Annotated in this window: 17 protein-coding genes; 7 read left to right on the forward strand and 10 right to left on the reverse strand. The window is 41.3% G+C overall.

Annotated elements, in window-relative coordinates; genetic code table 11:
* Window positions 1-130: 130 nt before the first annotated feature.
* A complete protein-coding gene (locus AL038_RS10485) occupies window positions 131-1,276 on the forward strand; it encodes an MFS transporter (protein WP_062152572.1) in 1,146 nt (381 codons plus the stop codon).
* A gap of 285 nt (window positions 1,277-1,561) precedes the next feature.
* Window positions 1,562-2,578 (forward strand): hypothetical protein, encoded by a 1,017-nt coding sequence (locus AL038_RS10490; protein WP_062152574.1) that lies wholly within the window; start codon window positions 1,562-1,564, stop codon window positions 2,576-2,578.
* Here the strand turns inward: AL038_RS10490 and AL038_RS10495 are convergent.
* From AL038_RS10495 to cyaY, 3 genes are read right to left on the reverse strand one after another with little or no spacing between them, the layout of a single operon-like run.
* Window positions 2,514-3,362, reverse strand: a complete 849-nt coding sequence (locus AL038_RS10495) for a glycosyltransferase family 2 protein (RefSeq protein ID WP_062152576.1) — start codon at window positions 3,360-3,362, stop codon at window positions 2,514-2,516. The genes AL038_RS10490 and AL038_RS10495 overlap by 65 nt on opposite strands.
* The gene (locus AL038_RS10500) at window positions 3,343-4,101 is read right to left on the reverse strand and encodes a glycosyltransferase family 2 protein (protein ID WP_062152578.1); all 759 of its coding nucleotides are present in this window, start codon (window positions 4,099-4,101) and stop codon (window positions 3,343-3,345) included. The genes AL038_RS10495 and AL038_RS10500 overlap by 20 nt, the downstream gene beginning before the upstream one ends.
* A 1-nt stretch (window position 4,102) precedes the next feature.
* A complete protein-coding gene (gene cyaY, locus AL038_RS10505) occupies window positions 4,103-4,432 on the reverse strand; it encodes an iron donor protein CyaY (RefSeq protein ID WP_062152580.1) in 330 nt (109 codons plus the stop codon).
* Window positions 4,433-4,539: 107 nt separating this feature from the next.
* On the opposite strand from cyaY, the gene AL038_RS10510 reads away from it, so the two are divergent.
* Both AL038_RS10510 and AL038_RS10515 read left to right on the forward strand, forming a co-directional pair.
* Window positions 4,540-5,394, forward strand: a complete 855-nt coding sequence (locus tag AL038_RS10510) for a pentapeptide repeat-containing protein (protein ID WP_062152582.1) — start codon at window positions 4,540-4,542, stop codon at window positions 5,392-5,394.
* Window positions 5,395-5,548: 154 nt separating this feature from the next.
* Entirely contained in the window at window positions 5,549-6,391 is an 843-nt protein-coding gene (locus tag AL038_RS10515; protein ID WP_062152584.1) for an Npun_R2479 family HD domain-containing metalloprotein, read from the forward strand.
* Window positions 6,392-7,191: 800 nt separating this feature from the next.
* Here AL038_RS10515 and AL038_RS10520 read toward each other — a convergent pair.
* Window positions 7,192-8,007 carry an oxidoreductase gene (locus AL038_RS10520; RefSeq protein ID WP_062152586.1) on the reverse strand — a complete coding sequence of 272 codons (816 nt, stop codon included), beginning with the start codon at window positions 8,005-8,007 and terminating at the stop codon, window positions 7,192-7,194.
* 106 nt (window positions 8,008-8,113) lie between these two features.
* On the opposite strand from AL038_RS10520, the gene AL038_RS10525 reads away from it, so the two are divergent.
* The 3 genes from AL038_RS10525 (at window position 8,114) to AL038_RS10535 (ending at window position 11,684) form a co-directional block, all read left to right on the forward strand.
* On the forward strand, window positions 8,114-8,572 hold the full coding sequence (locus AL038_RS10525) for a winged helix-turn-helix transcriptional regulator (RefSeq protein ID WP_062152588.1): 459 nt from the start codon (window positions 8,114-8,116) through the stop codon (window positions 8,570-8,572).
* A 523-nt stretch (window positions 8,573-9,095) separates the two neighbouring features.
* Entirely contained in the window at window positions 9,096-11,240 is a 2,145-nt protein-coding gene (locus AL038_RS10530; protein ID WP_062152592.1) for a nitric oxide reductase activation protein NorD, read from the forward strand.
* 33 nt (window positions 11,241-11,273) lie between these two features.
* Window positions 11,274-11,684 carry a hypothetical protein gene (locus AL038_RS10535; RefSeq protein WP_062152594.1) on the forward strand — a complete coding sequence of 137 codons (411 nt, stop codon included), beginning with the start codon at window positions 11,274-11,276 and terminating at the stop codon, window positions 11,682-11,684.
* A 119-nt stretch (window positions 11,685-11,803) separates the two neighbouring features.
* On the opposite strand, the gene AL038_RS10540 is transcribed toward AL038_RS10535, so the two are convergent.
* The 6 genes from AL038_RS10540 to AL038_RS10565 all read right to left on the reverse strand — a co-directional run bounded on the left by AL038_RS10540 (window position 11,804) and on the right by AL038_RS10565 (window position 17,603).
* Window positions 11,804-12,223, reverse strand: a complete 420-nt coding sequence (locus AL038_RS10540; protein WP_062152596.1) for a hypothetical protein — start codon at window positions 12,221-12,223, stop codon at window positions 11,804-11,806.
* Window positions 12,224-12,305: 82 nt separating this feature from the next.
* Complete coding sequence (locus AL038_RS10545; RefSeq protein WP_062152598.1) at window positions 12,306-12,800, reverse strand: J domain-containing protein; 495 nt, start codon at window positions 12,798-12,800, stop codon at window positions 12,306-12,308.
* 137 nt (window positions 12,801-12,937) lie between these two features.
* A complete protein-coding gene (locus AL038_RS10550; protein WP_062152600.1) occupies window positions 12,938-14,380 on the reverse strand; it encodes a M48 family metalloprotease in 1,443 nt (480 codons plus the stop codon).
* Between the two features lie 184 nt (window positions 14,381-14,564).
* Window positions 14,565-15,356 carry an ABC transporter permease gene (locus tag AL038_RS10555; RefSeq protein WP_062152602.1) on the reverse strand — a complete coding sequence of 264 codons (792 nt, stop codon included), beginning with the start codon at window positions 15,354-15,356 and terminating at the stop codon, window positions 14,565-14,567.
* A complete protein-coding gene (locus AL038_RS10560) occupies window positions 15,349-16,281 on the reverse strand; it encodes an ATP-binding cassette domain-containing protein (RefSeq protein ID WP_062152604.1) in 933 nt (310 codons plus the stop codon). Before AL038_RS10560 ends, AL038_RS10555 begins: the two co-directional genes overlap by 8 nt.
* 239 nt (window positions 16,282-16,520) lie before the next feature.
* On the reverse strand, window positions 16,521-17,603 hold the full coding sequence (locus AL038_RS10565; RefSeq protein ID WP_062152606.1) for a glycosyltransferase family 9 protein: 1,083 nt from the start codon (window positions 17,601-17,603) through the stop codon (window positions 16,521-16,523).
* Between the last annotated feature and the right edge of the window lie 3 nt (window positions 17,604-17,606).

Genomic DNA, 17,606 nt, shown 5'->3' on the forward strand with positions numbered 1-17,606 from the left:
AATAGGTTAAATTAGCAAGGATACCACCGCGTTGAGCGGTGTTATCTGTTTTCTTATAGATGGTCTGAATCCGCGTTTCCCCTCAAATTCTTTCTAATCCCCTTAATTTTTTATCTTGTGTGAGATACTCATGCTTTACTGGCGATTATCCAGTTTTTACCTATTTTATTTTGCCAGTTTAGGGGCGTTAATGCCTTACTGGAGCTTGTATTTACACACCCTAGCATTTGACGCACAAACCATTGGACAACTCATGGCTATTCCAATGGCGACTAAAATTGTTGCGCCCACTTTATGGAGTTGGATTGCTGACCATACAGGACAACATGTCCGTTTGATTCGCTTAGGAACATTTTGCGCCCTGCTCTGTTTTACAGGGGTTTTTTACGCGCAAAGTTATGCTTGGTTGGTTTTTATCATGACTGTATTTAGCTTTTTCTGGAATGCCAGTATTCCACAAATGGAAGTCACAACACTTGCGCATTTAGGCAACCAAAGCCATCAATACACACGAATTCGTTTATGGGGTTCAATTGGGTTTATTATCACTGTCATATTAACGGGCTATTTGTTAAAACAATACGGTATTGCATTATTGCCTTATATTCTCACAGGATTATTTGCTATCATTTTTCTGGCCAGCCTTTTTGTTCCCGCCCCGCCCGCGAATAGCTTGCCCTCAGTAACATCATCAACAATACCAACTTTATTTCGTCACATCTTAAAAAAAAGACCGATTATTGTCTTAATCATCGCGTTTTTTCTGATGCAGGCAAGTCATGCACCGTACTACACCTTTTTTACTATTTACTTAGAGGAGCATTATTATACCCGTGAAATAATTGGTTATTTATGGGCGTTAAGTGTCTTTGCAGAAGTATTAGTTTTTTGGGTAATGCATCATTTACTACAACGTTTTCGTTTAAAAAGCCTGTTTATTTTCTGTTTTATTTTAACGGCTATTCGTTGGTTATTAATGGGATATTATGTTGATAGCATAATGATTATTCTTTTTACGCAACTTTTCCACGCAGCTAGTTTTGGGATTTATCATGGGGTTGCCGTTCAATTTATGCACCATTACTTTATCGGCAATACCCGCAGTCGGGGGCAAGCACTCTATAGTGGTTTAGGGTTTGGCGCGGGTGGCGCGGTAGGAACATGGTTAAGCGGTTACAGTTGGTCATTACTGGGTGCGCAAACTAGCTTTACATTGGCTGCGTTGCTCTGTTGTATTGCGGTTTTACTGTGTTTTTGGGGGTTAGAAGAAATTTAAAAGACGGTTTGCATCAGGATTTTTTAGCGTTAGATATTTTTAATCTCCTAATAATTTAGTAAATTCTGATTCGGCACGTTTTGCCGTTTTAACGAGAAGATAAAATAACACTGGCTAGGCTTGCATCCATTATTCGGTTTTCCCTACGATTATTTATACTGGTATCCTTCTTGCAATCCATCCTTTTATACAGAAAAATATTGCAATCACTCAATCATGATGGATTCTTTGTTACACTGTAAATCCTATTAATTGCACACTTTTTACGACTGCTAACTAATTACCATGACAGACCGCTATGTACACTGTTTACGCCCACACTTTACAGAACAACTCCTTAATACGTTTCAACGTAAAGGTAAAAATGGCATTGCAATTAATTTAATCGGTGAAGTGGGACAAGGAAAAAGACGTTTATTAGCAGACATAAAACGCTGTCGTCCAGAAGAGACACAAGTTTTATTAGCCGATATGGCGGTATATAAAGAAAATTATGACAAATTAATCGCAAATCTTTGGCAACAAGTCGACAATCATTATAAAGCGGATAAACCTGTTGCCACAGAATTATGGGACATCATTCGCTTATTCGAAAAAACCAATCATTACTTGATTATCTTACTAGCCAATTTTGACCAGTTATTAAATAACCCTACATTAGATAAAAAATATAAATTAAAGTTTTTTGATAATTTAAATACCATGCGCCAACACAATAATATGATGTTAATTTGTGTCACCCAACAACCGCATCACTTAGGCAATATTTTTTTAGAAGGCGAGTTTTACCGCCAATCATGGCTTAATCTGCAAGAAATGACGTTACCGAGCTTAACCCGTAACGACATCATCACTGAATTGGTTAAACGACAGAAACTGAGTTTAACCGTTGCGGAAACGATGGCATTAATTCAAACTATTCAAAATCATACCCGACCTTACGCCCTACTTGAATATTTCGCGCGTAAGTTTTCTGTGCGTCAAGACAAACATTTAAACATTACAGAACGCACAAAAAAGTGGGAAGCACAATTTAATGAAATGATGGGCATTAGTCGCTGGCAATTATTCTATGACAGCCTTAAAAAAGCAGGAATATACATTAAAAACACTATATTAACCAAATGGGCAAAATTAAAACAACGCCGTTTACGACGCTCGCCCATTATTGAAAGCCCGATTATTCCCTTTGTTAGTGCAAATGAGGCGTTAAAAAACCAATTTGGTGAAAAACCTGCTAAGCCATTGACGAAGGAGGAGACAGATACTGATTTACGCCCACCGTCGCCACCGTCGTCGTAGCTGTTAGAATGGCTTGCAAACGAGCAATATTTGCAGGTTCTTGACTTCTATCCTGTTCTGGATGCCACAAATGGAATACAGGCACTGCAAACCGTCCTTCTTTACGTTGCACCCCTGCACGAATCAAACGCACAACTAAATCAGCATCCTCATGTCCCCAGCCTTGAAATAGCTCATCAAAACCATTAACCGCAAAAAAATCTGCGCGCCACATCGCCAGATTACAAGTTTTTGCTCCTTGCCAACGCTTGCAGTGCCATTTACGCCACGCATTTGGTAATGGCAGTGTCAATAAGGGTAAAAAACGATTCATTGCACCCTGTAAATAAACCCGCCACCATTGCCATAAATTATCGGGTAATTGAATTGCTTGCTGCAAAATAGCTTCTGTAAACACTGGGTTAAGCAATACACGATTACCCGCAACAAACCAGTTTTGTTCGGCTAATTGAAGATGTTGTGCAACAAAATCTGAACGCGGAAGACAATCACCATCTAAAAAAATTAAATAATTTCCCGTTGCTAAAGCGACAGCACGATTGCGCGCCATCCCCGCGCGAAAGCCGTTATCTGCTTGCCAACTGTGTTTTAGTTGATAAGGCAAGCGAGGACGTAAGCTATTGATTAATTCTGTTGTTGCTATATGAGAACCATCATCCGCAATGATGATTTCTAAATGCCTTACATCAACCCCTTGTTGTTGCGCACAGGCATGTAAAACTTGTTGCAACGCATCGGGACGATTGTAAGTCGTGATGATGATACTAGGTTTTATCGGATACATTATGCTGATAATAATATAGTTTTAAATAACGGTAATAAGTGCCTTCCGCATTAGAGACCGCTAACATAAAGCCCTCGCGTCCCTCTAAAAAGCCTAATCTGATGATATAAGTACGAATAAACGTCCATAGCGCGTGTAAAATCGCCTTACCCAACCCCCCCTGTTTACCACGCGCAAACTGCATTTGCGCACTCGCACTAGAATACGCATTTATTTTTTGCAAGACTTCTTCTAGGTTTGCAAAAGAATAATGCAATAACGGTGTAGTCAACTGACCGATTTTTCCTTGAGAAACCATTAACTTTTCATGCACTAAATCATTAGAAAATTGTGCAGTGCCTCGTTTAAACAGACGAGTGACATAATCAGGATACCAACCGCCATGTCGCATCCATCGCCCACAATAGCGAGACAAACGCGGCAGTTGCCATGCACTATAAGATTGATTTTGCATAGCTTCTAATATTGCTTGTTGCAATATTGGTGTTACCTCTTCATCCGCATCTACGGATAATACCCAATCTCCCGTTGCATACTGCAATGCCCGATTTTTTTGTACACCAAAGCCTTGCCAATCCGTATGAATAAAAACGTGCTTAGTGTAAGCCGAGCAACGAATAAGTGTGTCATCAGTACTGCCGCTATCAACAACAATAATTTCGTCCGCCCAACGCACCGCCGTTAAGCATCTATCAATATGTGGTGCAGCATTTTTAGTAATCAGAATAACGGAGAGCATTTTACTCACAAACCAACGTAACAGGCTCGCCCGCTTGTGCTGAACAAAGTTGGCTTAAAAAACTAAATAATTCTTGTGCTTGCCCATCATCAGTTATCCAATGTTGAGCGTCTGCGGAATAATTGAAATGAAATCCGCCCGCTTTCGCAGCGACCCACAATTGTTGAACGGGCGGCTGACGATTAATAATAATTTTAGAACCATTGAGGAAGGTTAAAGTGAGAATACCGCCATTGTTTTCATAATCAATTTCTACACCGCAAGATTCAACGGCTTCTTCTATGGCGAATAAAGTTTCTTCAGCAAGCTGTTCATACGCTGAACTTGTCATGGGAATATCCTCTCAGAATCATTGGAAAAAATTATTCATGCTATGGTATAAATTTTGCTGATTACAATTTTACCATTCTGTATTCTTTAAGTATGAGGAAAATATTTATGTGGAAAACGCTATTTTCCTACATTGTATTTATCGTGATAACGCACCATTCATCTACGTTACAAGCAGCAGAAACGGGTTTGCAACATGGGTATGAATGCGTGCGTTGCGATTTGCAAGGCAAGGATTTTCAACAACTCAATTTAGCACATGCCAATCTGCAAGAAACGGTGTTGATGACCAGCAACTTGCATCAAGCCAATTTAACCCAAGCGAATTTGAGCCGTGCGGACTTACGCGGAGCCGATTTAAGCCGTGCCGTTTTAACCGCTGCGATTTTAACCCATGCGGATTTACGTCGTGTTGAATTAAGCAACGCCCAATTATCCCATGCGCAACTGATGCAAGCCGATTTAAGCGATGCGGATTTAACCGCTGCCGTTTTAACCAAAGCCAATTTACAACAAGCTGATTTAAAAAATGCACAACTAGAAAATATAAAAGCCAGTCTAGCCATTTTTACTGCGGCTGATTTACGGAATGCCTTATTAACAAAAGCCGATTTACGCGGTGCAAATTTTACACAAGCAAAAATGAGTGAGTCCAATTTAGAAAATACGCAATTAAGTTGGGCGATTTTACAAAAAGCGGACTTACGCGGTGCATTTCTCACCAACGCAGATTTACGTCGGGCTAATTTACGTGAAGCAGATTTACGCGGTGCAGACTTGCAAAAAGCGGATTTACGCGAGGCGGATTTAACGGACGCAAATTTAAACAAAACCAATTTACAAGACGCGTTATTCAGCCGTGAAAGTGATATACAAAAAGCCCGTTTACAAGGGGCAAATCTACAAGGGGCTTGCTTTGCGATAACTGTTGCGGATAAACCACAATGGAGTTGCATCCGTTGAGATTGACGATACAGAAAGGTATATTACTAACCTACCGTTTTTTCTATAGTGTCTTATAATAAACAGTAATATCTATCCGTCCGCATTTATACTTAACCCTATTATTTACCAGCCATTTTTCACGCCAAACCACAAACATAGGGACTTAACCATTATGCTGTTTAATCCCACAGAACTTGTTATTGATGCCTTTGTTGAAAAACTTGAGGTTGCTTATCGTCGGAATTATGGCAGTTTAGAATCTGGTAACGGTTCTATTATTGCGTGGGCAGGACGTATGGCACTAGAGCATTTTGCTAACAGTGACGCGCTTTATCACAATATGGAACATACCATAATGGTAACGCTGGTCGGACAAGAGATTTTACGCGGTAAACATATTAGAGATGGTGGTGTATCCCATCGTGATTGGCTTAACTTTATTATTTCCCTCTTATGTCATGATATTGGACATGTACGTGGTATTTGTCGAGATGATAAAGACGGCTATTACACAACGGGTATTCGTAACGAAATGGCACAATTACCCGCAGGCTCAACAGATGCCGCCATGTCACCTTATCACGTTGACAGAGGTAAATTATTTATTCGTGAACGCTTTGGAGGAAATTCTGTTATAGATGCTGAAGTTATCGCGGCAAATATTGAATTAACCCGCTTTCCCGTGCCAAACGATACCGACCATCAAAACACCAGTTCCTACCCCGGATTAGTGCGGGCAGCGGATTTAATTGGACAATTAGCCGACCCGAATTATTTACGTAAATTACCTGCTTTATTTTATGAATTTCAAGAAACAGGCATTAACGAAAAATTAAATTACACATCCCCTAACGATTTACGCACCAGTTACCCTGCATTTTACTGGGATATGGTTAGCCATTATATTCAAGACGGATTACGCTATTTACGTGTAACACAGGAAGGAAAACAATGGATTGCAAATCTATATTCGCATGTTTTTTCTTCAGAACATGCAGAATTTGATGTACGGTGATTAAAATCGTCAGCGTCTATGTTTTTAGAACTTTAACCGCTTTTTCAGTAGTGCCAAAAAACAAATAAAAAAGATTCCCTCTTATTTCCCCCCTTTACGGGGGAAAGTCAAGCATTCTATTCAATATAAACATAGTGATATAGAACCCATTTGAAATGTTTAAAAAGAGACGATTCATTTAATCATCAGTCTGATAAAACACGGTTTCAATTTAGCATTCTCAAGAGTCCATTCAAGATTCTTAACCAATGACTTACAACGCCCAAGCATTAGAACGTTCTACTACCCATCTTGCTTTCACGGGTACAAAGCCTGTCTTACCAGCTCTGCTTGCCGAGTACAAGCGGACTTAAGCATGGGGCGTTCAAGTACCAGCCAAGCAGAGCTTGGTAACGAGCAAAAGAATTCTCAAATGAATTTTATTCCTCAGCGTGTTGTGATAAATCATGAAAAGCAATAAGTTGTGTTAGTAATCGATTTGTATCGACTAGTTCAGCAATCCACGCCGCTGGAGCGACGCGGTAGGCATTCCCACGCTAGAGCGTGGGAACGAGGAAAACAATCGTGTTAAATTCATGGTAGGCAAGCTCGTTGAAAAATATGGAATGTAGCGGTTTTATATTTTCTCAGATATTAGCGGGTTTGCCTTCCTTATTCCGAACTCAGGTTATGATAGACAAGTTCTAAAGTGCGGGGATTTAGAACTGCATTGATGTTCAGTCGCTTACATGAGGTATTGGCTGGAAGCACTTGCTTTATACCAGCCATAACTAACCGTTGTGTTATGTTGAGGATGCACTTCAGACAGGCAGTTTGAAAGCCTTCCGCAGGTTTTTGTCGAATATCCCTTCGGGCAAAAAGCGGCGGAAAAAGCGAAGTTGGTAGGCAAGTTTTCCAGCGGTATAGCGTCTTTTAGGTGTTATCGCTGTCGCTGCTTTTACAATGGTCTTTGCCACAATCTCTGGGGAATCTCCTGTATTCACCCCGTCCCGTATGACGGCTTCCATGACAGTACGCGCTGCGTTATAGATGGGAAGCGGTTGGTCAGGTCTGGTGATATTTTCTTCAAACGCAGTTCGCGTCATTGCAGGCTCAACCAATACCACCCGAATGCCAAAAGTTCGCAGTTCATGGTCTAGCGATTCAGAATAGCCTTCGACTGCATGTTTCGTTGCACTGTACAAGGCACTATAAGGAGCTGGTATCAATCCCAAAACGGAACTCATATTGATGATTCTACCTTTCTTTTGCTGACGCATTGTGGGCAACACCGCATTCGTCACGCGGGTAATGCCAAAAACGTTCACCTCAAATAAGGCTTGAGCCTGTGCAGTAGAGGATTCTTCTGCCCCCGCCAGCAAACCAACACCTGCATTATTAACCAACAAGTCGATGCGTCCTGTTTGCTGTAAAACTTCAGCAACCATGTTTTGCACAGACGTTTCGCTGGTCACATCGCAAACCAACATCGTAATGCCGTCGGAATTTTCGGCAAACGACCTGCGACTGGTGCCAAATACTCGGTATCCTGCTTGTTTAAGTGCTTTAGCGGTTGCTAGTCCAATGCCTGTTGATGCACCTGTGACGAGAGCAACTTTCATAGTGTTATTGTTCATGTTAAATCTCAGTGTGGATTGTTTACAGTTGAAGTGTTACTATCAATTTAAAAGTAACAAAAGCCATGTTACTATTAATTTGAAACCAAGTCACTACTAAAATGATATGAACAGTAAAAATAGTTGTGAAAACCCCTGCCCAATTGCCCGTTGCCTAGCTCTAATCGGTGATGCTTGGAGCATGTTAATTCTGCGAGATGCCCATTTTGGTCTTACGCGTTTTGACCAATTTCGGAAAAATTTAGGCATCGCCCCCACGATTTTAACCAAACGGCTGACGACACTGACGGAGGAAGGATTGTTGGAAAAACGGCTTTATTCAGAACACCCGCCGCGTGAGGAATATCTACTGACGGTCGCAGGACGCGATTTTTTACCAGTGCTTATTATGATTGGTGCGTGGGGCGACCAATATCGGGGAGAGGGCAAGTTGATACAGCTTTTAGATGCCGAAACAGGGGTAAGGATTAAACCCGTTGTCATCGATGAAATGACGGGGAAAAAAATCGGAACTCGCCCGATACGTATTGTCATACCAGATTGTGATGAGTTGACAAAAGACTGAACACGATCGATGCGCTAACTTGGGTGTCTTGTATAGAACCGATTTGAAATGCTTAAGAAGAAACGATTCGTTTAATCATCAGTCTGATAAAACACAGTTTCAGTTTAGCATTAATGCCTGTCATCGGTTTATCGATAACCCCCGAAGTCCTCCATTGTTTATAATGCCAATAAATGATTGAATGGAAGTCTTTAGAAAGGTCAACCCAATGACAGCCATTTATGAGGACAGGTAAGTTTTTTCTTGGGCAATGACGCATTTAAGAGTGGTTCAATCACTGCCCATTCTGCATCAGTTAGGCTACTTGAGTTACGTTTTATCTTAGACTTCAAATCGGTTCTATAACATCTCTCCATCAAATAAAATATCTCCCCTTTATGCGGGTTTGAGAGGGAAATATTTTGCATCATTATCCTATTTTGCCTTATCAATACGCTAAATTCTGATTCAGACGTTTCGTTATCCTGTTTGATTTAAAGACCCTGTAAAATACGTTATCTTAAGAAGCATTATTCATCACTTAATGAACTGGTTGGATGTCATGCACGGTTTACATCACCCGCTTACCGCAAAACAGTTGCAAGAAATCTTGAATGAATACGTCGGTTTGATTCTCATGGCACACCGTCAACTAGATGATGCGGTTAAAGTATTAGCCAACTTGCCACGTCCACAACAAGATTGGGTGGTGGAATGGGTGCGTGTGGTCAGTCGGCAAAATATGGAGTTAGCGTATGAATTTATTCATCAAGTGGCGTATGCGCTGACATTAATGGATGAAAACGGGGTAGAGGAATGGATTACCGCTGTTATCGAAACCTACGATAAAGAAGGTTTGAATAAAGCCCTAGACCAACTCAATGCGTTGGGACAATTTGCGCAACAATACCGCTTAAATAATATGGGTTTGCCGTTAGTACAAATACAAAGTGTGTTACAACATTTTATTATCGGTTTGGATGGGCGTGCTTTAAAAATGGAACATGGCGATGTTGCCTTTACTGACACAGAAACCTTGTTTTTACCCGCTTCTATCCATCGTTTTGATGATAAAACCCTCAATTTCCTGCTTTATAAAGCGACGGCTGCGCATTTATGGGCGCAAACATGGTTTGGTACATGGCAATTAAGTTTAATCACGGCAAGTGAACAATTTCCACACCGTGAAAAAGCTATCCGCTTGTTTCATACACTAGAACGGTTACGATTAGATGCTTGTATTGCAAGGGAACTCTCAGGCTTACATCGTGATATGCAACGCTTACTACAGTTATTGAATGAGCCTGTCATTCCAACAGGGTGGGAAACCATTGCAGCACGGTTGGCTGAACCGAATGCGACAGTAGAAGATAGCTATTTTATTTTAAATGAGATTCACACATGGGCAGTTCCTGAACCCGTTGCTTATCAAGGTGTGTTATTGCCTGAGCAAGTTGAACGGGTTATAAATTTGCGCAAGGTGCATGAGAAAAAAGCCTTGCAAAATGCGCTGGCTGAATTGTTACATAAACACCCTGAGCAGCCACAAAATACGGATGATGGCGCACAATTAAACGCGCAACCAATGATTGAACAACAACCGACGCTAACGGAGCGCACTTTGCAAAATTTGTTGACCATGCAAGGAGAAGGCGCGCCAAATATTCCAGAATTACAAGATATTATTGCTTCAATTAAACAGGATTATGGTGAAATTCCACCCGATTACTGGCTAATTCCTGCAGGTGCGGGACAGGGAGAACCTGATTTTTTAAATCCTGAGAAAAAACATCGTGATTTAGCCGATACCGCACAACAGATTTTTTCTTATCCCGAATGGAATTATCAACGCCAGCGTTATCATAAGGATTGGTGCAGTTTACGCGAGGTTGATGTTGCCTTAAAACAAGACAATTTTATTCAAGAAACCCGTTGTAAATATAAGGGATTATTGGCAAATTTACGTCGAACTTTTGAGGCGTTACGCGGTGGTAATCAATGGCAACGTCGACAATCTTATGGTGAAGATATTGATTTAGAAGCCTTAATAACCGCCTATACCGACGCGCAAGCAGGGCATGAAATGAGCCAGCGGGTTTTTACACATTTACGGCGTGTAGAGCGTGATATTGCGGTAATGTTAATGATAGATATGAGTGGTTCAACCAAGGGTTGGATTAATTTGGCAGAGCGTGAAAGTTTGGTGTTATTGTGCGATGTCTTGGAATTATTGGGCGACCGTTATGCAATTTATGGTTTTTCGGGTGCAACCCGCAAACGGTGTGAAATTTTCCCCATCAAACGGTTTGATGAACCGTATAATACAACCGTACAGCAACGCATTAGCGGAATCAGCGCGCAGGAATATACACGTATGGGTGTTGCTATTCGTCATTTAACCCATTGTTTATCAGAAGTTGACGCACATATACGTTTATTAATTACCCTGTCTGATGGCAGACCCGACGATGAAGGCGAAAATTATCGGGGTGTTTATGGGTTAGAAGACACACGCCAAGCCTTGTTAGAAGCCAAAAAAATCGGCATACATCCTTTTTGTATCACGATTGACAGCCAAGCAAAAACGTATTTGCCTTATATGTATGGGGTTGTTAATTATGCAGTGATAGATAAAGTAGAACAATTACCGATGAAAGTTGCTGATGTTTATAGAAGATTAACGACTTAAAAAATTAACGGACTGCTCATAGAGGATTATATAGTGGATGAACCGATGATTGTTGCCTTGCTGGTTATTGTCAGCATTTATGTATTTTTTTTACTGATTCGGTTATTTGCCGATATTTATATTGCAGGCGTTGCGCTTGTCTGCGCGGTGATTGCTTATAATATTCCTGCTTTTTATCCTGAAGCGAGCAGTTTATTACAAGATGTGGGAATTTTAAAAGTTTTACATTTAAGCCTACCAGAACAACCTGATACAACGGCTATTTATACAATTGCAGGGCTTATTGCATTTTTTGGTGTATTAGTTTGTTTGCCCATGTTACCTTTTTCTGCAACGTATCGTTGGATGTTGGGCGTAGAACGGCTTTCACGTAAAGAGGAAGCAAAAATTCGTTATTGGATTCAAGAAGAAATAGAAAGAACCATGCAGGACGAAGAGGAATAAATCGGCTACAACACTCGCTATGGTAGGGTGCGTTAGCATCGCTAAACGCACTACTAACGCAAGTTTATTTAAAACAAGGTGTAATACATGCCTAACTCACCCGACACAAACGTACTTTTTTAACCTTCCATAATTGTCGAGTAGGCTTTTCTTAACAACTCCAATTCTGCGGGCGGTAAATTGCGTGCTTCCATAATGCTGATAAAACGCGCGTTATGCGGTGCAACTGCGTCGCGTGGGGGGTCGGTTGCGGTAAAACGGGCTAAGAAAATGCTGAATGGTCCATTAGGAACATCAACATACGCATGGAATTCGCTATCGATAACTAAACTACCTGCGGGCATACCCAGTTGTTTTTCTGCATCAGTTAATAATTGTGCAGGATGTACTAAGACTTGCGGTGCCGTTTTTCCATTGTCAATCAGCTCGGCTAATGGGGGTAAGCCATCAAAAGCGCACACCGTGCCATTAACATTTAAAAACAGTGTCTTAGCACTGGTTGACTGTTTATGGTACATAATTAAACGGGCGTTTTGCATAACAACTATGTTTCCTTACAGGTTAGAAAGTCATTGACAATAATAATGGCTATTTTTTGAGTCACGTTAAAAAATTAAGGTATTACGGTCTTTTTTTCTGCATAGCACCCAAGTTTAATTCACTGGGTTCGTTGGGACCTTGCGGGTTTACAAATAAACCGCTGAGCATATATAAGAAGAATAATAACGCAATGGCAAAGATAACAACATCTTTGAATGCAGGCGGGGTAATGGTCATTCTTTCTAAAAGATGGCTCAATACACCCGTTTGTGTCGTCTGTTGTTTTACCGTTTGCTTGGCATCAGGCAACTGTCGCTTTGATACTGAACCATATTGTTTGTTAATGCGTTGTGCATCATACATCTTACGTTGTTCAACATCATTTAACACCCGAAATGCTTCATTAATTTCATTAACTTGTGCTTGAATACTTGCCTGATTATGCTGTTTTTCAGTATCGTTTAATTGGCGAAAAGCCTCGTTAATGGTGTTAGCTTTTAATTGCGCAGCCGCTTTAATGAGAGATTGGTCAGTGTCAGGGCTAATGCCGAGTATTTCATAGTAATTTTTGTCCATTCAGTTACCCCAGTATTGCCACGCATCCTAACGATATTAATTCTATATGATACTATAAAATCATTGACGTTAGTTATTTCAAAGTGGGGACAATAACCTGTTTCAAATGCGTCACAACACCTTAATTTATAAAAAAATCAGTGTGCTTCTTTTTCTGCTTCCTTTTCTGCTTCAAACTCTGTTTCTAATTCGCTATAACGTTCTGTAATTCTTGCATTTAAATAGGGTGATAAATCGGGTAAACGACTCACTTGTTTTAATTGCGCTAAAGCAAGTTGGGTTTTACCTTGCAAATAGAGGTTTTCCGCAAGGGTTAATCCTGCTTCTGCGGGGGAGCCTGTATCTTGATAGGCTTGTGCTAATAAACGGTAATAATAGGGATTATTCCCCGTTGATGATAAGGTTAATAAAATCGTTTTTGCTTTGGCGGCTTGTCCTTGACGGAGTAGGGTTTCTGCAAAGCGAATGCCTAACAATTGGTCAGCGGGGTAAATAGTCAGTGCTTGTTCATAGAGTTGCAAGGCAACTGCAGGTTTGTTTTGTAATAAAGCTAAATCCGCTTGTAATAAATGGTAAGCAACGCGGTCAGTATCATGCTTAAGCAGCCAATCAATATGCGCTTGTATTCCCTCTATTTGTTGGCTTTTTAATAGGGTTAAGGCAAGTGCATAATGCACCGCACGCTCATCACGAAAACGCCCTTCAGTAAGATTTTTTTGCAGTTTTTTCAATAAGTCACGTGGGTTATTGTCGGTAACTACTAAGAGTTTTGCACGCATGAGGTGATATAACGGATTATTAGTGACTACGTGTTTTGGATATTGCTCTGCACGGTCGCGTGATTCGGCTATCCGTGAGGTTGTTACAGGATGTGTCCGTAAAAATTCGGGTACTTCAGTACCATAATAACGGCTAGAATTTTGTAATTGCTCAAAAAATGCAGGCATACTGCGCGGGTCAAACCCTGCGGCGGATAAAATCTGCATACCAACGCGGTCGGCTTCTTGCTCATGTACACGGGTAAAATTGATTTGCATTTGAATATTTCCCGCTGCAATCGTTGCAACAGCCGCTTGTCCAATTTCAGGGTTTTTCGTCGCAACAATCATTCCTGCAATCATGGCAGCCATTGCAGGTAATGAAAATTTACCCGCAGTTTCAATGCTTCGTGCAATATGCCGTTGCGTCACATGCGCGATTTCGTGTCCGATGACAGACGCTAATTCACCCTCATCTTGCGTTTGTAAAATCAAGCCACTGTGTATGCCTATATATCCGCCCGGAATTGCAAACGCATTGATAATGGGGGACTTAACCACAAAAAAAGTAAACCGTTGTTCTGGCATATCGCTAACTGCTGCGAGATTATTACCCAACGCATTAATATAGTTGTTGATTTCTAAATCATCTATCACTTCAACTTCTCGCCGTAACTGACGCATGGCACTATCCCCTAAACGTTGTTCTTCTATTGGGGATAATGCCGTATCTGTTGATGCACCTATATCAGGTAAATCAATTGCATATAGTGGCAGTGAGAGAACTGTGAGTAGAAATGCAAATAAGGTTTGCCGTTGCATAGAGGATAAAAACCCAAGAAATGAATGATTAATTGAATATCAATAATTATGCGGAGTAGGCTTTTCAATAGTGCGGAAAAAGTGTAGGGGCGGGTATGGTGTTTTTGAGCGTGTCAAACAGGATGAAAAAGACTTCTTTTGTAATCTGTTGTCATTTTCCATCCTATTTTCTGCCACTAACCGATTAACTATATAAACGTTTCCGCAATAAATAACTGGCTATCCACAAGGCACAAATACAGTAAAAAACAATAACGAATAAGTGCAAAATAATATGTGTTACCGCTTGCCCTGTCATTAACGGCCGTACCAATTCAACCGCGTGGACTAAAGGGAAATAATATGCACCCGTTTGGATAATTGGCGGTAAGCTGTTAAATGGAAAGAAAATACCACTTAATAATGTCATTGGGGTTAACAGCAAGGTCACGTAATACAGAAAAAAATCGTAGCTCTTTGCTAGTGTGGTTACAATTAACGCCATTGCACCAAAACACGCGCCTACCAGTATCATTAAGGGTAAAATCCACAAGGCTTGCCAACTGCTGACCATCCCCAGTAACGTCGCAACCAGCAGGATTGAGCTAACGCCAAGTAGGCCTTTTGTTGCTGCCCATGCCGCTTCACCTAGAATAATATCTTCAATATCCAATGGCGTGGCTAACATGCCTTCCCATGTGCGTTGTACCGCCATACGGGTATATGCAGAGTATAAACCTTCAAATGTCGCTGTTTGCATACCGCTACTACATACCATGCCCGACGCAAGAAAAACCACGTAGGGTAAATCACCAATTTTTCCAACGAAATGCCCTAATCCATAACCCAGTGCGACAAGGTAAAACAACGGTTCGCCAAAATTTGCCAGTAATGACGGTAAAAATAGTTTTAGCCATACGCGCGTGTGTCGTGACCAGATAGCACGCCAACGCCCTTGAAGAAAACTGAACCATAATCGTATTAATGCACTAATCATCGCGCAACTCCCGCCCCGTTAATTTTAAAAAAACATCTTCTAAACTGGCTGGACGATGCAAGTAACGCAAGGCTTGCCGATTTTCTAGGGTTTGTAATAACTGCGTGATGGCTTGCCCACGTCCATAATAAAACCACGTGTCGCCCACTTGTTCACTACGCAATGGTGCAGTTTTACCAACTTGGTCGTGCCACTGTTGCACATCCACGCCATGAACTTCTACCACTTGCGGTTCTATATAGCGTTCAATTAAATCACGTGGTGAACCTTGGTCAAGAATTTTACCATTATCCATAATAATCAATCTATCACACAGCCTTTCTGCTTCTTCCATATAGTGTGTGGTTAAGATAATCGTTAGCCCATCATTTTTTAAACGGCGTAGGCGTTGCCAGATTAATTGCCGTGCTTGTGGGTCTAGCCCTGTCGTGGGTTCGTCCAACACTAATAATTCGGGCTGATTAATCAAGGCACGGGCAAGGGATAATCGCCGCTGCATTCCACCAGAGAGCATATTAATCAGTGCATTAGCTTTATGTTGCAGCGAGGCAAATTCTAAAATTTCGGGAATTCTGGCTTGTAACATTGCCTGACTCAAGCCGAAATAACTGCCATAAATTTCTAAATTACGGGTCACGCTAAAATCGGGGTCAAGATTATCTTGTTGCGGTACAACGCCAATACGGGCGCGCATTTCGCGCGCTTGGTCGGGAATTGTCGCGCCTAATACTGTTAAACGTCCACCACTCGGGGGCGTACTACCGATTAACATGCGTAACGTTGTTGTTTTCCCCGCGCCATTAGGGCCTAAAATGCCACAACATTCGCCTTGATAAACATTAAAATTAATAGATTTTACAACAGATTGTTGTCCATACATCTTGCTTAACTGCTCGGCAGCGACAACGACGGGATATTCAGACATAGTGAATGTAAATCATAAAAGTAATAAGAGGATAAGTGTATTTTCCGACGCGGCTATTCATTTAAAAAAGCCTGACTAAATCAAAAGCGACGGAATTAACAGCGTATAAAAGTAAAAAAATTAATGCGGTTAGTTATAGAAATCCTGCAACCATTTTGTAAAAGTAGGACGGATACCCCAGTTGTAAACAGTGTTATCCATGAAAACTAAAGCCCATCTGTAATAGAACTTAGGCAATCTCAAACAAGCATTGTTTGTACAGCTTGAATCACGGTTGCAGGTTCTAAAGTATCTAAACAACGGCTATAACTCTCACGATGTCGTTCACAACCTTCTTGATGGCAAGGAACACACTCGCCCGCCCCTTGTACTAGAAATACATTACCACATCGTTGTGAACCTTTTTTTGCAAAAGGTGGCACATCTGCTTGATATTCTGCTGGAAAAGGCGACCATTTAACAGGATTTGTCGCCCCATATAATGCTACAGTTGGCACACCAACAGCGGCAGCTAAGTGGGTAACAGCGGTATCAGGTCCTACATAAATGCAGGCATGACGTAACAATGTTGCTACTTCAGAAAATTGCAATTGTCCTGCGAGATTAACAACCGTTGCGGGCATGGTTTGCAAAGCAGTTTGTAAATAGTCCAATTCTGCCTTTCCCCCGCCACCTGTCAACACAACCCGTAAACCGCGCTGTGTTAGATATTCCGCCAATGCTGCCCAACCTGTTAATGTCCAGCGTTTATAACGCCACATCGGCAATAAATGTAAAACAGCGTAGGCTTCAGCTTGCCATGCAAAGGGTAAACAACGGCTTAATGTTGCCGTATCACTAGGCAAAGTAGGCGCGACCACCGCATACTGACGCGGGATTGCCAACACATCAGTTAGGCGTAAGTTTTGGGTGACGGTGTGAGTTTGCTCGTCGTCTAATACTGTCCAGCCCTGTGTTATCCAACGTTTCCATGCTGATTTTTTATCTAACGGTGGCACAATGGATACTCGACAAGGGGCAGCGAGCAAACTATAAAATATAGGTCTATCACCCGCTAACGTAGAAACTGCCAAATCATAACGACGGGTAATACGGGCTAACAATGCCAAATGTTCGCGCCATGATGGACGCTCGGCAATGGTTAATAAAGTTTGATAATCAGGATTACCGTTTAAAATGCCCTCCTTCCCCCGAAAAACTAACACATCAATCTGCGCAGTCGGATAGGCGAGTCGTAATGACCGTAGCAAGGGCGTGACCAGCAACACATCACCAATTTGGCGTGTGGCGATTAATAGAATTTTTTGTGCAGAAAACTTCATAAC

The sequence above is a fragment of the Beggiatoa leptomitoformis genome (genome assembly GCF_001305575.3).
Classification (GTDB): domain Bacteria; phylum Pseudomonadota; class Gammaproteobacteria; order Beggiatoales; family Beggiatoaceae; genus Beggiatoa; species Beggiatoa leptomitoformis.

Excerpts from the sequence above, each read along its gene's own strand:
- AL038_RS10555 (WP_062152602.1), bottom strand. The coding sequence starts at position 15,356 with ATGATTAGTGCATTAATACGATTATGGTTCAGTTTTCTTCAAGGGCGT.
- AL038_RS10560 (WP_062152604.1), bottom strand. The coding sequence starts at position 16,281 with ATGTCTGAATATCCCGTCGTTGTCGCTGCCGAGCAGTTAAGCAAGATG.
- cyaY (WP_062152580.1), bottom strand. The coding sequence starts at position 4,432 with ATGACAAGTTCAGCGTATGAACAGCTTGCTGAAGAAACTTTATTCGCC.
- AL038_RS10525 (WP_062152588.1), top strand. The coding sequence starts at position 8,114 with ATGAACAGTAAAAATAGTTGTGAAAACCCCTGCCCAATTGCCCGTTGC.
- AL038_RS10500 (WP_062152578.1), bottom strand. The coding sequence starts at position 4,101 with ATGCTCTCCGTTATTCTGATTACTAAAAATGCTGCACCACATATTGAT.
- AL038_RS10485 (WP_062152572.1), top strand. The coding sequence starts at position 131 with ATGCTTTACTGGCGATTATCCAGTTTTTACCTATTTTATTTTGCCAGT.
- AL038_RS10520 (WP_062152586.1), bottom strand. The coding sequence starts at position 8,007 with ATGAACAATAACACTATGAAAGTTGCTCTCGTCACAGGTGCATCAACA.
- AL038_RS10545 (WP_062152598.1), bottom strand. The coding sequence starts at position 12,800 with ATGGACAAAAATTACTATGAAATACTCGGCATTAGCCCTGACACTGAC.
- AL038_RS10565 (WP_062152606.1), bottom strand. The coding sequence starts at position 17,603 with ATGAAGTTTTCTGCACAAAAAATTCTATTAATCGCCACACGCCAAATT.
- AL038_RS10510 (WP_062152582.1), top strand. The coding sequence starts at position 4,540 with ATGTGGAAAACGCTATTTTCCTACATTGTATTTATCGTGATAACGCAC.
- AL038_RS10495 (WP_062152576.1), bottom strand. The coding sequence starts at position 3,362 with ATGTATCCGATAAAACCTAGTATCATCATCACGACTTACAATCGTCCC.
- AL038_RS10540 (WP_062152596.1), bottom strand. The coding sequence starts at position 12,223 with ATGCAAAACGCCCGTTTAATTATGTACCATAAACAGTCAACCAGTGCT.
- AL038_RS10550 (WP_062152600.1), bottom strand. The coding sequence starts at position 14,380 with ATGCAACGGCAAACCTTATTTGCATTTCTACTCACAGTTCTCTCACTG.
- AL038_RS10490 (WP_062152574.1), top strand. The coding sequence starts at position 1,562 with ATGACAGACCGCTATGTACACTGTTTACGCCCACACTTTACAGAACAA.
- AL038_RS10515 (WP_062152584.1), top strand. The coding sequence starts at position 5,549 with ATGCTGTTTAATCCCACAGAACTTGTTATTGATGCCTTTGTTGAAAAA.
- AL038_RS10530 (WP_062152592.1), top strand. The coding sequence starts at position 9,096 with ATGAACTGGTTGGATGTCATGCACGGTTTACATCACCCGCTTACCGCA.